The organism is Streptomyces poriferorum (assembly GCF_019399235.1).
Lineage (GTDB): Bacteria > Actinomycetota > Actinomycetes > Streptomycetales > Streptomycetaceae > Streptomyces > Streptomyces poriferorum.
This window is the reverse complement of record NZ_JAELVH010000178.1, coordinates 1-13,540: the sequence shown is the minus strand read 5'-3', so window position 1 is coordinate 13,540 and position 13,540 is coordinate 1. Positions and strand designations below refer to the sequence as shown.

Here is a 13,540-nt window from a genome sequence, read left to right as displayed (position 1 = left end):
TCCGTGGACAGAACACCTAGAGCAGGCCCCCCATCGCCTCCCGGACCTCGGCCAGCGTCGCGTCGGCGATGGTGTTGGCGCGCTCGTTGCCGGCCCGCAGCACGGAGCGGACGTAGCCCATGTCCCGTGCGTACTCCGCCCGTCGGGCCCGCAACGGCGCCATCCGGCTGTTGACCGCGTCGGTCACGGTCCGTTTGAGGGCCGCCGCGCCCCCGCCCCCGATCTCCTCGGCCACGTCATGCGGGTCCCGGTCGAGACAGAGCGCGGCGAGCTGCACCAGACCGGACACCCCGGGCCGGCCCTCGGGGTCGTACGTGATGTGCCGCTCGGCATCCGTCGTCGCCCCCTTGATCAGCCGGGCCGTGGCGTCCTCGTCGGCGCTCAGGGCAATGGAGTTGGCGCGGCTCTTGCTCATCTTGGTGCCGTCGGTGCCGAGCAGCAGGGGGGCTGCGGAGAGCAGCGCCTCGGGTTCCGGGAAGAGCGGGCCGTAGCGCTCGTTGAACCGCCGGGCAACGGTCCGGGTCACTTCGAGATGGGGCACCTGGTCCTGGCCGACCGGCACCAGATTGCCCTTGCAGAACAGGATGTCGGCCGCCTGGTGGACCGGGTAGGTGAACATCAGACCGCTGACGGCCGCCTGCCGTGAGTGCGCGATCTCGTCCTTGACCGTGGGGTTGCGGCCCAGTTCGGCGACGGAGATCAGGCTCAGGAACGGCAGCAGCAGCTGGTTGAGCGCGGGTACGGCGCTGTGGTTGAAGATCACCGACCGTTCCGGGTCGATGCCGACGGCCAGGTAGTCCAGCAGCAGCCCTTCCATGATCGGGGTGAGCCGCTCCGCCACGTCCCGGTCGGTGAGCACCTGGTAGTCGGCGACGAGGACGAACACCTCCATCCCGAGTCCCTGGAGCCGCACCCGGTTGTGGAGCGTGCCGAAGTAGTGCCCGAGGTGCAGCGCCCCGGTGGGCCGGTCGCCGGTCAGGACCCGGAAGGCGGCGGGGTCCCGGTGGATCCGCTCGTCGAGCGTGGCGGTGCTGTCGGCGTAGGTCGTGGTCATGGCTCGGTCTCTCCTCGCGATGGTGTGTGCGTGGAGGACGGCCCCTGCCGGGCTCGGAGCCCGTACCGGAAGAGGGCAGAGAAAAGGGCCGTCCGTGGCGAACGGCCCTGGTCCCGTGCTGAAGAGGTGGCCGCTCCTAGGAGGAGCGCCACCAGTTGCGGCACGGTACGGAGGTCATGGGGCGAGCTTAGCGGGGCGCGGGGGCGGGAGCACGAGGACTTTCCGCCGCCGTCAGGAGTTCGACCACCCGCGCCGGCAGAGCACGAGCCGGTACCCGTCCGGGTCCTCGACGGTGACGCCCCACTCGTTCCAGTACGGATTCGGCGAGTCGACCCGCGTGCCGCCATGGCCCTCCAGCCGGTCCACCAGTTCCTGCGGCACGGGCCCGTCCATATAGAGGACGAGCAGGTCCTCGTCGGTGGGGCGGGGGTCCACGGGCTGGTCCCCGCCGTGCACGAGCTCCAGGTGCCAGGAGGCGTCCGGGTGCCCCACCATGAGCAGATCGTGCTCACCGGGCTCCCCGCTTCCCTCGGCCCGGAACAGGACCGTCAGCCCGAGCCCCGCCGCCCAGAACCGCTCGGCGGCCGCGAGATCCCGGGACGGGCGGGCCATACGGATGTGGGTGTGACCGCTGAACAGCACGAGGGGCCTCTCTGCCGTCGGCCCGCTCGGGTGCGCGCCGGGATCCGCAGCGTAGGCGTCCGGCGCGGGCACCCGCATCGGCCGATGGTCCTGGTCCTGCGGAGCTGCGGACTACGGCTGCGGGACGGGGACCACGGCTGCGGAACGGCGCCGGCTGTCGCGGCCGCCACCGCGTGGAGCGCCGTGCTCCGGCCTTCCTCCGGCCGCCCTGCCCTGCCTGCCCGGCTACTTCTTCGCGTGCTCGCCCACGTAGAACAGGATCCAGACGAAGCCCGCGAACAGGTGCGTGGCGAAGACGTAGACGAAGACGCGCAGCGCGACGCCGCGCTCCTTCCAGCCTTCGCTGCCGCCGCCCCCGCCCTCGCTCACCTGCTCGGGCACGGCTCCGCCGCTGTCCGCTCCGGTCCCGCTCACGCCTGTCTCCATCCGCCCGGGGCTCGGGCGGCCTCCGTCTCCGGTCAGGGTACGCAGCGGGCACGGCAGGCGGGAGGTACGCGGAATAGGGAAGCGGGGTGCTCCGTTGTAGGGTGTGTCAGATAGTTCAACGTTCAACCATATGAACCTGGAGGCGGGCGCCATGCAGTTCGGGATCTTCACCGTCGGGGACCTCACCACCGACCCCACGACCGGCACGACGCCGAGCGAGCACGAGCGGATCAAGGCCACCGTCGCCATCGCACGGAAGGCCGAGGAGGTCGGGCTGGACGTGTTCGCGACCGGCGAGCACCACAACCCGCCGTTCGTCCCTTCCTCGCCGACGACCACCCTCGGCTACATCGCCGCCCGCACCGAGCGCATCATCCTGTCCACCTCGACGACCCTGATCACCACCAACGACCCGGTGAAGATCGCCGAGGACTACGCCACCCTCCAGCACCTCGCCGACGGCCGCGTCGACCTGATGATGGGCCGCGGCAACACCGGACCGGTCTACCCCTGGTTCGGCAAGGACATCCGCCAGGGCATCCCGCTCGCCATCGAGAACTACGCCCTGCTGCACAGGCTGTGGCGCGAGGACGTCGTCGACTGGGAGGGGAAGTTCCGTACGCCGCTGCAGTCCTTCACCGCGACCCCGCGCCCGCTGGACGGCGTCCCGCCGTTCGTCTGGCACGGCTCGATCCGCTCCCCGGAGATCGCCGAGCAGGCCGCGTACTACGGCGACGGCTTCTTCCACAACAACATCTTCTGGCCCATCGAGCACACGAAGAAGATGGTGAACCTCTACCGGCAGCGCTACGCCCACTACGGCCACGGCACCGCCGAGCAGGCCATCGTGGGCCTGGGCGGCCAGGTGTTCATGCGCAAGAACTCGCAGGACGCGGTACGGGAGTTCCGTCCGTACTTCGACAACGCGCCGGTCTACGGACACGGGCCCTCCATGGAGGACTTCACCCAGCAGACCCCGCTGACCGTGGGCTCCCCGCAGGAGGTCATCGAGCGGACGCTGTCCTTCCGGGACGCCGTCGGCGACTACCAGCGCCAGCTGTTCCTGATGGACCACGCGGGGCTCCCGCTGAAGACGGTCCTGGAGCAGCTCGACATCCTCGGCGAGGAGGTCGTCCCCGTGCTGCGCAAGGAGTTCGCCAACCTGCGGCCCGCCGGCGTTCCCGAGTCCGCGCCCCTGCACCCGGCCGTCAACGCCGCCACCACTGCCGTGAAGGAGAGCTGACACCGTGTTCACCACCGAACCGCTGAGGATCGTCGCCGTCGCGGCCGGCCTGAGCAGCCCCTCCTCGACCCGGCTGCTGGCCGACCGGCTGGCCGCGGCCACCCGGGAACGGCTGGAGACCGAGCAGGACCGGGCGGTCGAGGTCCGCGTGATCGAACTGCGCGACCTGGCCGTCGACATCGCGGGCAACCTGGTGTCCGGCTTCCCGTCGGCCACGCTGGAGGAGGCCATCGGCGCGGTGACGGAGGCCGACGGCCTGATCGCCGTCACCCCGGTCTTCACCGCCTCGTACAGCGGCCTGTTCAAGTCGTTCTTCGACCTGGTCGAGAACACCGCGCTGACCGGCAAGCCCGTCGTCGTCGCGGCGACCGGCGGCACCGCACGGCACTCGCTGGTGCTGGAGCACGCGATGCGTCCGCTCTTCGCCTATCTGCGGGCCGTCACGCTGCCGACGTCGGTGTACGCGGCGTCGGAGGACTGGGGCTCGTCGGGCGACGAGTACACCGAAGGCCTGCCGGCCCGGATCCGGCGCGCGGGCGGCGAACTCGCGCGGGCGGTCACGGGCGGCGCGGCGGTCTCCGGGGCCTCGAAGGCCCTGGGACTGGACGACGAGGTCGTCCCCTTCGAGCGGCAGCTCGCCGGTCTCCGGCCGGCCTGACCGACCCAGCGGCTGTGCTTTCGCCCGGTTTGACTACAGTTGCACGGGAAGGTGGGTCCTGCGGGCATCCCGCACGGCGCACCGGCATGACCGAGCGGAAGCGAGCTGGAGGCAGAGATGGGCAGGATCGTGGTGGGCGTTGACGGCTCGGAGTCGTCGATCAAGGCACTGCACTGGGCCGTACGCCAGGCGGAGCTGACCGGTGACACGGTGGAGGCCGTCAACAGCTGGGAGTACCCCGCGACCAGCTGGGCGTCCATGATGCCGGGGATGCCGGAGGACTTCGATCCCCAGGCCCTGGCCACGGTGTCCCTCACCGAGGCGCTGGAGGAGGCCGTCGGCGGTGCGCGCGCGGCCGAGATCAGCAAGGTCGTGGTGATCGGCAACCCGGCCCAGGCCCTGCTCGACCGGGCCGAGGGCGCGAATCTGCTGGTGGTCGGAGCGCGTGGTCGCAGCGCCCTCAAGGCGACCCTGCTCGGATCGGTCAGCCTGCACGTCACCCAGCACGCCCCGTGCCCGGTGACCGTGGTCCGCGGCTGACGAAGACTCCGCACACCGGTACGGGCCCGCGCGGCGAAGCGCGGGCCCGTACCGGAAGAGGCGGCGCCGTGCCGGCAACGGCGCGGCGGCGGGTTTCAGTCCCCCCGCGTGTAGAAGTAGTAGAACGCGAAGACCAGCATGCCCGCCCCGGTCAGCAGACCCAGCACCGATGCGGCAAGCACGCTCTTGCCGGAGAGGCTGTAGAGGAAGCCGACCGAGCCGCCGAACAGCGCACCGTACGCGGCCGCCGCGAGTTCGGCCGGCAGGCGCTTCTGCACCCGGCCCAGACCGAAGCAGAGCGCCGCGAGCACGGCGCCGGAGACCAGTCCGAGCGCGAGCTGCGTGCCGGTGAGCACACCGCCGCCGCGGACGATGGACGTCGCGTACCAGCCGAGGATCACACCGAGCGTGACGGGCACGGCCCAGCTCATCGTGGAATGGCGCTGAGCACGCGCATGCGTTCCGCGTGCCTGCACCGAAGCGTGTGCGGCCATGGCAGGAAGCTCCTTCCGTCGCCCCCGCTTTCCCTTCACGTTCCCTTCCAGGGCACACCCGGCCGTCGCCCCCGGCAACTCGGATGGCCTACGGCCCGGGGCGCGGCCCCGGTATCCACGGTTTTCTGGTGAGGTGCGGACCTACTTCTCAGCGGCTCTCTCGGTGGCACTCCTGGTGCTGCTCGCCGTCCTGGTGCCGCTGAGCGCGCTGTCCGCCTGGGTCGATCTGGAGATCGACGACACGGACCGCTACGTGGCCGCGGTGGCGCCACTCGCCTCCGACCCCCATGTGCAGAACACCGTCGCCGACCTGATCACCGACGAGGCGATGAAACAGATCGACGTCGGCCCGCTCCAGGGCACCGTCCGCGACTTCCTCCACGAGGCCGTGCGGTCGTTCACCACCACCGACGCCTTCCAGGCTGCCTGGAACGCCGCCAACCGCACCGCCCACGAGGCCGTCACCGCGGCACTGGACGGCGACAGCGGCGAGAGCGTCACCATCGATCTGGCCCCCGTGACCGAGAAGGTGAAGCAGAACCTGGTGGACAACGGGGTTCCGTTCGCCGACCAGATCCCCGTCCAGCACACCGACATCCAGATCGTGTCCGCCGACCGCGCCGACCAGATGCGCCAGAGCTTCCGGTGGCTGCGGGCCGCCAGTATCTGGCCGGCCGTCGGCACGCTCGTGTTCGCGCTGCTCGCCGTCCTCCTGGCCTGGGTGCGCGGCGGGCCGGGCCGCCGCGGCTCGGCCCTGGCCGCACTCGCCGCGACCGCCGTCGCCGGTGCCGGCTTCGCGCTCGGCGCACTGGTGCTGCGCGGGGCGATCGCGCTGGCGCGCAACCGGGTGCTGGCCGAGGTGCCCGGCAGCGAAACGGACGGGGCGGCGGCGGTGTACGACGCGCTGACCGGGTCGCTGCGCACCACGGTGTGGATCGTCTTCGGTACGGGTCTGGCGGTGGCCGTGTGCGCGGTGGCGGCACGGATCTGGGCCCAGCGGGTGCTGCCGGCGCCGACGACCGGGGCATGAGCAGGCCGGGGTACGAGGCGGCCGGGGCATGAGCAGGCCTGGGTACGAGACGGCCGGGGCATGAGCAGCGCGGGACACGAGGCGACCGGGACAAGAGCAGGCCGGGGTACGAGGCGGCCGGGGTACGAGGCGGCCGGGGCATGAGTCCGGCGGGGCATGAGCCGTCCGCTGTCCTGAGGAGCGCCCCGCTCTGGGCGGCTGCCCTCCTCCTGACCGGCGTGAGCGTCCTGATCGGCTTCCGGGCCGCCGGCGCCGACGGCACGACCCCCGTCCCCCAGGCCCTGGCCTTCCTGCCCTGGCTCCTGGTGCCCGGCGCCGCCGCTCTCGGACTGGCCGCGCTGGCCCGGTGGCGCGGAGGACTGGTGTGGGCGTCGGTGGCGCTCGCGCTGACCGTTTGGTTCGTGCGCCCGTACGGCCCCGGCAGCACCGGCGCCCACGGCCCGGTGGTGGCCCGGCTGGACGTCCTGACCTCCAACGTGGAGTTCGGGGACGCGACGGACGCCCTGATCGGGGCGGTGCGCCGCGAAGGGCCCGATGTGGTCTTCGTCCAGGAGTGCGACTTCGCGTGCGCCGACGCGCTCGCCGCCCGTGTCCCGGCCGCCTCGTACCCGTACCGGGACGTCGTGCGGCTCGACGGTTCGCTCGGCTCGGCGATCCTCAGCCGGTTCCCGCTGCGCCCGGCGGGGCGGGTCGACGGCGCGATGGCCATGCCGGGGGCCGTCACCGAGGTGGCGGGCCGGGAGGTACGGCTCCAGCTCGCGCACCCCATGCCGCCGGTCCCCGGCAAGGTCGCCGCCTGGCGCCGCGAGCTCGGCCGGATCCGTGACCTCGCCGCCGCCGTCCGGGCACGGCCCGCCATCGTGGCGGGCGACTTCAACGCCTCCCAGGACCACGCCGCCTTCCGGGCCGTCCTCGACGCGGGCGGCCTCCACGACAGCGCCCGCCTCGCCGGCTCCTCCCGTACGTACTCCTGGCCCGCCGACCGCCCCACACCGCTGCGGGCCCAGATCGACCATGTGCTGGTCAGCGGGGAGTTCTCGGTCCGCTCGGCCCGGTTCCTGCGCCTCGCCGCCACCGACCACCGCGCGCTGCTCGTCGCCCTCGAACTGCACGACGGCGGGTGAGTCCCGTGCCGACGTGCGGGCGCCGCCGGGCCGGGCAAGAGTGGGAGAGGTGACCGCGGGGGCTACTGGGAGGTCGTGCGTATGCGAGCCATCGCCGTCAGCTCACTCGGGGCCGACCCCGCCCTCGTCGTCGTCCCCAAGCCGGACCCGGGACCCGGCGATGTCCGGGTACGGATCGAGTACGCCTCGCTCAACCCGGGTGACCGGCAGCTCGCGGACGGCACCCCGGACGGCTCCGCGCCCCAGGTGTTCCCCCTGGTCGTCGGCGTGGACTACGCGGGCCGGGTGGACATGATCGGCAGCGGCGACAACCGGTTCCGGGTCGGCGACCACGTCTTCGGCCGGGCCGGCGGTCCGGCGGCCGGTGCGGGGACCTACGGCGACTACGTCTGCGTGTCGCAGGACTCCGCCGTCGCCCTCGTCCCGCTCGGGCTGGACGCCCGGATCGCGGCCGCGCTGCCGTCGGCCGGGATGGCCGCCGCGCAGATCCTGGAGGCGGTGTCGCTCCGGGGCCACGAGAGCCTGCTGGTCGTCGGCGCGGCGGGCGGGGTCGGCAGCTGTCTGACCCAGCTCGCGAAGGCCCGGGACGTGCGCGTGATCGCCGCGGTGCGCGGGGACGAGCGGTCCCGCATGGGGTCGCTCGGCGCCTCCGTCACGATCGACGTCACCGGGGGCCCGGCGGCCGACGCGATACGGGCGGCCTGCCCGGACGGCGTCGACGCGCTGGCCGACCTGGCCTCCGCGACCCCCGAGGCCTTCGCCGCGCACGCCGCGACGCTCCGGCCGGGCGCCGTCGCGCTCTCCACCCGCGGCGTCGCGGCCGGGGCGGCGCTGCCCGCGACGGTGCGGGGCATCGACTTCCGGCTCGATCCGAGCCCGGTCCTGCTGGACGTGCTGGCCGCGGGCGCCGCGGACGGTGTCCTGCGCGTCCCCATCGACATCGAACTTCCCCTGGAGAAGGCCCCGCAGGCCCTGGACCGCAACCGGACCGGCGGGGCACGCGGCAAGACCGTCATCGTGCTGAGGGAGCACGGGCACTGCTGAGTCCGGTACGGCAGGGAGGAACACGTCATGGAGGAACACGTCATGGGCGACCAGGAACGGGACATCATCGGCGGCATCGACGGACTCGTCGCGGAGGAACGCGCCCTGCGCGACCGCAACGGCCGGGAACCCGGCCTGTCCGCCGAGGAGAAAGCACGAATGCGTACCGTGGAGGTCCGGCTCGACCAGTGCTGGGACCTGCTGCGGCAGCGCCGGGCCCTGAGCGAGTACGGCGAGGACCCGGCGCAGGCCCGGGTCCGCCCGGCCGACGAGGTCGAGGGGTACCGCAGCTGACCGCTGCACGGAGGGGGACGCATTGACCGGTAGCAGGACCGACGGAACCGCCCCCTCCTCCACCGCGGCGCATCGGCGCGGAACACCGCCCGTCTGGCTGCGCTACGGACTGCGCCCCCTCCCCACGCCCGTTCCCTGGGCCGCTGTCGCCCGCGCGAGCATCGCGCTGGCCACGCCGCTCGCCGCCGGATTCGCCGCCGACCGGCCGATGTACGGGGCCCTGGCCTCCATGGGCGCGCTCTCCGGCGTCATCGGCGACACCGCCGACGCCTACCGGATGCGCATCCTCAACATCGCCGTGCCGCAGTTCTTCGGCGCTCTCGGCATCATGACCGGCACCCTCGTGTACGGGACCGGCTGGGCGGCCGTCGCCGTGCTCACGGTCATCGGCCTCGTCTCCGGAATGATGTCGACGATCGGGGCAGTCGCCTCCGTGTCCGGCCTGCTGCTCCTGCTCAACTCCGTCGTGGGCGCCGGACTCCCGATGCCGGACCCGTGGTGGGTGGCGCCGCTGCTGCTGACGCTGGGCGGACTGTTCGTTCTCGCCCTGACGCTGCTGGCCTGGCCGTTGCGCCGGAAACTGCCGGAACGCGTCGCGGTCGCTGACACCTATCTCGCGGTCGCCGATCTGCTCGCCGCCGCCGGCACGCAGGCGTACGAGGAGAAGCGACAGGCCGTCACCGAGTCGCTCAACACCTCCTACGACCTGGTCCTCGCCCGCCGCGCCCGCTATCACGGCCGCAGCGGCACCATGGTGCGGATGCTCTCCCAGCTCAACGTGGTGATCCCGCTGGTCGAGGCCGCACCCGCGGTGCACGTACGACGGATCCAGCTGCCCGACGAGATCCCCGCCGCGGTGCGGGCACTGGCCGAGGACATCGAGGAGACCCGCACCGGTGGCGACGAACCCCGCCTGCCGCCGCCCGGCTCACCCGCCACCCGGGCGGTGGACAGCGCGCTGCGCCATGCCGCCGCCGTCGTGCACAAGGCCGACCCCGACCCGTACAACGTCGACGACCGGCTCGGCCGGCCCGCGGCCCTCGGGGTCCGCGTCCGGCGCGCCACCCGCAACGTCGTGCTGTCCGGGCCCTCCTGGCGGTACGGGCTGCGCCTCGCGCTCTGCATCGGGCTGGCCCAGGCGCTGACCTCGCTGATCGACGTGCCGCGCTCGTACTGGGTGGCGCTGACCGTCACCTTCGTACTCAAGCCCGACTTCGGCTCGGTGTTCTCCCGAGCCGTGCTGCGCTCCGTGGGCACGGCCGCGGGACTCGTCGTCGCGGCCCCGGTGCTCGCGGAGGTGCCGGTCGGCTGGTGGGACGTACCGGTGATGATGCTGCTCGCCGCGCTGATCCCGGCGCTGACGGCGAAGGGATACGCGTTCCAGACCGCGGCCGTCACCCCGGTCATCCTGCTCCTGTCGGACCTGCTGAACCACGAGGGCGTGCACCTGGTCTGGCCGCGCTTCCTGGACAGCCTGATCGGCTGCGCCATCGTGCTGGTGGCCGGATATCTGCTGTGGCCGGAGAGCTGGCACTCCCGGATCGGCCGCCGACTGGCCGACGCGGTCGCGGACATCGCGGACTATGTGGGGGTCGCGTTCGAGCCGGGCGGCGACGGCGACCGGGCCGAACGGGTCCGCGCCCGCCGCCGCATCTACCGCGATCTGTCGTCCGTACGCTCCGAGTTCCAGCGCGCCCTGACCGAGCCGCCGCCCACCGGAACCCGCGCCGCGGCATGGTGGCCGCTGGTCGTGGCCGTGGAACGCATCGTCGACGCCACGACGGCGGCCCGTGTCCGCGTCAACCACGGAGCCGAGGAACCCGAACCGGCCGAGGTCGCCGCGGTCCAGGAACAGCTCCGCGAACTGGCCGACGGGGTGCGGGCGAGCAAGGTCCTGGTGGCGGTACGCACCGAACTCCCCGGGGACGAGGAGGGCGTCCTGGCGCCGCTGCGCCAGGAAGTGGCGGCCGCACGGGCCATCGCCTCGCCCGAGCCGTAGGCCGTGGCCCTCACCCTCACTCCGTGGGCTCGGGCCCGGCCCCCCGCAGCCGGTCCATCTCGCGCCGGTCCCGCTTGGTCGGCCGCCCCGCGCCCCGGTCCCGTACCGGAATCTGGATCGCGGTCTCGCGCGGCGGCGGGGGCGGGCTGTTGTCGACGAAGCACTCCGCCGCCACCGGCGCCCCGACCCGCTTCTTCACGATCTTCGACACGACGACGACCCGGTCCCGGCCGTCGTGCCGCAGCCGCACCTCGTCCCCGACGCGCAGCGCCTGGGCCGGCTTGGCCCGCTCGCCCGCGACCTTCACATGACCCGCGCGGCAGGCGGCGGCGGCCTGCGCCCGGGTCTTCGTGAGCCGGACCGACCAGATCCAGACATCGACCCGAACGCTGCCTGCCGCCTGCGGCGCCTCACCGGAAACCATGGGTCCGACTGTAGTGCGGACGGCCGCGGGCGCGGCGGACGCCCGAGGGGTCAGCACTCCCGGAGGATCAGCCCGCCCGGGGGGAACGAGCGCCCCCCGGGGGGACGAGCCCGCCCGGGGGACGAGCCCGCCCGGGGGACGAGCACGAGGGATCAGCCGAAGTCGCTGATCACCTCTGACATGTTGTAGCTGTACACCTCCCGCTTGCACGCCCCGCACTTGCTCGGCGCGTGCTCGCTCAGCGACCAGAGCTGGGGCGCGAAGCCGTCACCGCGCCCGTGGGCGAGGTAGAGGTCCTCGGGCCCGAACGACGTCTGCAGGGTCTTCGCGTTGCCGACCAGCTGCGTCGTTCCGCCGACTGTGCCCGGGGTGGCCTGGAGCAGCCGGCCGTTGTCGTAGGCGTTGCTGCGGTGGAAGTACCACTTGCCCTCGTACCGCATAGCGCCCTGGATCTTGTGCCACAGGTCCTCGTTGCCGAACGCGGCCCCGGTGGGCAGACCGTAGGCCTCGTCGGCGCTCGCGGCCGTCCCCGTCGAGCCCTCGACCGCAGCGGTCAGTGCGCTCATCGGATAGGCGCCCACCCGGCCGGGGCTGCTGCCGCCGTTGTTGGTGTTGCAGTACTCGCCGAGGACCATGTGGTCGGTTCCGGTGCGGTCCAGCGAGATGTACGAGGCCTTCGGCCGGCCGGTGGCGTAGCACTGGTTCTCGCTGGTGGTGCCGCCGTTCTTCGCCGTGGTGAACTTCAGCGTGGCGACCTGCGGCATGACGTAGCGGTAGCCGTATCCGTACCAGACGTTGCTCTGACGGCCGACCCGCTTCTTGTCCTGTACGTCGCTTTCGAGGCCGTCCGGCGTCGGGTCGTTGACGGCCGCGTCGTTGTCCGGGTTGAGGTCCATGATCTTGCGGAGGTCGAAGACCCGCATGCCGTTGGCGGTGTCGGCGACGTAGAGATGGTTGCCGTACCAGACCATGCCGCCCGCGTGGATGCCGTTCTGCGCGGCGCAGCCCGAGACGACGACGTTTCATGTACGGCCACACCAGCAGTACATGGCGGTACATCTTGGTCGCCTGGTTGAAGAAGGTGACCCGGATGCCCTTCTCGTTGCAGGCGTCCGAGGCGGAACTCTTCAGACAGTTGTCGCGCCCCGCCGCGTAGTCGCTGCGGCCCGGGTTCACCGCGTCGTAGCCGCCCACGGCGACCGGCTCGGCGTTCGACGTGCCCCAGTCCTCGTCCTCCTGGGCGTCCGATACACCCGAGATGGCCTGCGGCACCCATTCCGAGGACGTGGCGTCGTCGTCGGCCTTCCAGCAGATGCGGTGGCTGACGGTCAGGTCGGGGCCGTAGATACCTGCGGTACCGCAGTCGGCGGCCGGCCGGTTGGCCTGATCCAGCAGTTCCGTGAGGCCCTGCTTCGGGAGCCCCGCGTCCAGCTTCGTCACGAGCCCGGACAGGTCCGTGCCCTTGGCCAGCTCGAAGTCCGCGGGACGGCCCGGCACCGGGGCTGCCGCCACGGCGCCCCTGCTCGCACCGGCGGTCGCGGCCCCGGCCAAGTCGTCCTGTTCACTCTCGGGTTCGTTCTCGAAGCCGTCGTCCGGCATGCCTTCGTGATCCGGTACGGGATCGTCTGCGGCCGGGACCCCCGAGGCCGGTCCGGAGACGGGCGCCGCGCTCGCCCCGACCGTGGGCGCGAGGCCGGAAAGCATCGCCCCGGCCGCCACCGCGCAGGCCGCGAGACGTATTCGGCGGGATGGGTTCGTCATACGAGAGCCCTTCTTGTCACATCTGCGGATAACAGAAACGGCGCACCTGACTGTTCGTCAGACGCACCGGCCGCTCACGCTAGCAATGCGAACGGGCACCTCGGGGGCGTGTGCGAACGACTTACCGACGACATCCATGAGGTCCGCACACCCCGGTCACAGGACTCGGTACGGGATCGGTTGCGGTTCAGTTCCCCCACGGGCGGGCCGCGCCGCCGAAGGGCCGGATCCGGCCGCTAACCTTACGTATCCGCCCTGGCCAGGGATCAATTCCCGCAGTACGGACATTCATCGCACCCAACTCATGCGAAAGGCCTCGCCCATGGGCATTCGGAGCTTGCTGCGCAAGGTGTTCGGCCGTGACCGCACGGAGCAGGACGAGCCGACGACGGCCACGGTCCCGGCCCAGGGCGAGCGCACCCTGGCACCGGAACCGGTGACGGTGGACGAGCCCGCGGCCGAACCCGCCCCGGCCGTCAAGGTGTCGGTACCGGCCCCGGCCTCTTCGGAGCCGGCCCCGTCCACCGCCTCCCGGCCCACGAAGGACGACGACGGCGGGGCGGCGGCGGACCTGGTGGCCGCAGCCTTCGACAAGGCCGCCGCGCCCGCCCCCAAGACCGCTCCCACGGTTCCGTCACAGGGATCGGGGTCCCGGACGAAGCCCGTGGAGGCGGCGGCGACCGCGGAGCCGGTGAAGGCCGAGGCCGTGGAGACCGCGGAGCCGGTCAAGGCCGAGGAGCCGAAGGCCGAGGAGCCGGTCAAGGCCGCGGAGACCGCGGAACCGGTCAAGGCCGAGGAGCCGGTCAA

The 13,540-nt window shown here is 72.4% G+C and carries 14 protein-coding genes and 1 pseudogene; 9 read left to right on the top strand and 6 right to left on the bottom strand.

The features are described 5' to 3' along the window. Positions 1-16 precede the first annotated feature (16 nt). The 3 genes from trpS to JGS39_RS41095 all read right to left on the bottom strand — a co-directional run bounded on the left by trpS (position 17) and on the right by JGS39_RS41095 (position 2,065). Positions 17-1,054 carry a tryptophan--tRNA ligase gene (gene trpS / locus JGS39_RS26800; RefSeq protein WP_219572150.1) on the bottom strand — a complete coding sequence of 346 codons (1,038 nt, stop codon included), beginning with the start codon at positions 1,052-1,054 and terminating at the stop codon, positions 17-19. A gap of 231 nt (positions 1,055-1,285) precedes the next feature. Continuing rightward, entirely contained in the window at positions 1,286-1,666 is a 381-nt protein-coding gene (locus JGS39_RS26795; RefSeq protein WP_236064158.1) for a VOC family protein, read from the bottom strand. A 255-nt stretch (positions 1,667-1,921) separates the two neighbouring features. Continuing rightward, positions 1,922-2,065 carry a DUF6126 family protein gene (locus tag JGS39_RS41095; protein ID WP_306072262.1) on the bottom strand — a complete coding sequence of 48 codons (144 nt, stop codon included), beginning with the start codon at positions 2,063-2,065 and terminating at the stop codon, positions 1,922-1,924. Between the two features lie 208 nt (positions 2,066-2,273). On the opposite strand from JGS39_RS41095, the gene JGS39_RS26785 reads away from it, so the two are divergent. The 3 genes from JGS39_RS26785 (at position 2,274) to JGS39_RS26775 (ending at position 4,563) form a co-directional block, all read left to right on the top strand. Beyond that, complete coding sequence (locus JGS39_RS26785) at positions 2,274-3,365, top strand: LLM class flavin-dependent oxidoreductase (protein WP_219572153.1); 1,092 nt, start codon at positions 2,274-2,276, stop codon at positions 3,363-3,365. A gap of 4 nt (positions 3,366-3,369) precedes the next feature. Continuing rightward, positions 3,370-4,023 carry an FMN reductase gene (locus JGS39_RS26780; protein WP_219572148.1) on the top strand — a complete coding sequence of 218 codons (654 nt, stop codon included), beginning with the start codon at positions 3,370-3,372 and terminating at the stop codon, positions 4,021-4,023. 117 nt (positions 4,024-4,140) lie between these two features. Further along, entirely contained in the window at positions 4,141-4,563 is a 423-nt protein-coding gene (locus JGS39_RS26775) for a universal stress protein (RefSeq protein ID WP_219572147.1), read from the top strand. Between the two features lie 95 nt (positions 4,564-4,658). On the opposite strand, the gene JGS39_RS26770 is transcribed toward JGS39_RS26775, so the two are convergent. After that, positions 4,659-5,057 carry a hypothetical protein gene (locus JGS39_RS26770; protein ID WP_219572146.1) on the bottom strand — a complete coding sequence of 133 codons (399 nt, stop codon included), beginning with the start codon at positions 5,055-5,057 and terminating at the stop codon, positions 4,659-4,661. 133 nt (positions 5,058-5,190) lie between these two features. On the opposite strand from JGS39_RS26770, the gene JGS39_RS26765 reads away from it, so the two are divergent. The 5 genes from JGS39_RS26765 (at position 5,191) to JGS39_RS26745 (ending at position 10,548) form a co-directional block, all read left to right on the top strand. Further along, on the top strand, positions 5,191-6,087 hold the full coding sequence (locus tag JGS39_RS26765; protein ID WP_219572145.1) for a hypothetical protein: 897 nt from the start codon (positions 5,191-5,193) through the stop codon (positions 6,085-6,087). Positions 6,088-6,227: 140 nt separating this feature from the next. Continuing rightward, the gene (locus JGS39_RS26760) at positions 6,228-7,211 is read left to right on the top strand and encodes an endonuclease/exonuclease/phosphatase family protein (RefSeq protein WP_219572144.1); all 984 of its coding nucleotides are present in this window, start codon (positions 6,228-6,230) and stop codon (positions 7,209-7,211) included. Positions 7,212-7,292: 81 nt separating this feature from the next. Then, entirely contained in the window at positions 7,293-8,255 is a 963-nt protein-coding gene (locus JGS39_RS26755; protein ID WP_219572143.1) for an NADP-dependent oxidoreductase, read from the top strand. A 27-nt stretch (positions 8,256-8,282) separates the two neighbouring features. Beyond that, the gene (locus JGS39_RS26750) at positions 8,283-8,549 is read left to right on the top strand and encodes a DUF2630 family protein (RefSeq protein ID WP_372456169.1); all 267 of its coding nucleotides are present in this window, start codon (positions 8,283-8,285) and stop codon (positions 8,547-8,549) included. A gap of 22 nt (positions 8,550-8,571) precedes the next feature. Next, on the top strand, positions 8,572-10,548 hold the full coding sequence (locus tag JGS39_RS26745; protein WP_219572142.1) for an FUSC family protein: 1,977 nt from the start codon (positions 8,572-8,574) through the stop codon (positions 10,546-10,548). Between the two features lie 16 nt (positions 10,549-10,564). Here the strand turns inward: JGS39_RS26745 and JGS39_RS26740 are convergent, their stop codons facing one another. Both JGS39_RS26740 and JGS39_RS41090 read right to left on the bottom strand, forming a co-directional pair. Further along, the gene (locus tag JGS39_RS26740) at positions 10,565-10,972 is read right to left on the bottom strand and encodes an RNA-binding S4 domain-containing protein (protein ID WP_219572141.1); all 408 of its coding nucleotides are present in this window, start codon (positions 10,970-10,972) and stop codon (positions 10,565-10,567) included. Positions 10,973-11,124: 152 nt separating this feature from the next. Beyond that, complete coding sequence (locus JGS39_RS41090) at positions 11,125-11,943, bottom strand: hypothetical protein (RefSeq protein WP_236064153.1); 819 nt, start codon at positions 11,941-11,943, stop codon at positions 11,125-11,127. A gap of 1,112 nt (positions 11,944-13,055) precedes the next feature. On the opposite strand from JGS39_RS41090, the pseudogene JGS39_RS26730 reads away from it, so the two are divergent. Beyond that, positions 13,056-13,540: pseudogene (locus JGS39_RS26730) on the top strand (VWA domain-containing protein); the annotation flags it as partial.

Coding starts and splice junctions, on each gene's coding strand:
- trpS (WP_219572150.1), bottom strand. CDS start 1,054: ATGACCACGACCTACGCCGACAGCACCGCCACGCTCGACGAGCGGATC.
- JGS39_RS26795 (WP_236064158.1), bottom strand. CDS start 1,666: ATGGCCCGCCCGTCCCGGGATCTCGCGGCCGCCGAGCGGTTCTGGGCG.
- JGS39_RS26785 (WP_219572153.1), top strand. CDS start 2,274: ATGCAGTTCGGGATCTTCACCGTCGGGGACCTCACCACCGACCCCACG.
- JGS39_RS26775 (WP_219572147.1), top strand. CDS start 4,141: ATGGGCAGGATCGTGGTGGGCGTTGACGGCTCGGAGTCGTCGATCAAG.
- JGS39_RS26770 (WP_219572146.1), bottom strand. CDS start 5,057: ATGGCCGCACACGCTTCGGTGCAGGCACGCGGAACGCATGCGCGTGCT.
- JGS39_RS26760 (WP_219572144.1), top strand. CDS start 6,228: ATGAGTCCGGCGGGGCATGAGCCGTCCGCTGTCCTGAGGAGCGCCCCG.
- JGS39_RS26755 (WP_219572143.1), top strand. CDS start 7,293: ATGCGAGCCATCGCCGTCAGCTCACTCGGGGCCGACCCCGCCCTCGTC.
- JGS39_RS26750 (WP_372456169.1), top strand. CDS start 8,283: ATGGAGGAACACGTCATGGGCGACCAGGAACGGGACATCATCGGCGGC.
- JGS39_RS26740 (WP_219572141.1), bottom strand. CDS start 10,972: ATGGTTTCCGGTGAGGCGCCGCAGGCGGCAGGCAGCGTTCGGGTCGAT.
- JGS39_RS41090 (WP_236064153.1), bottom strand. CDS start 11,943: ATGGTCTGGTACGGCAACCATCTCTACGTCGCCGACACCGCCAACGGC.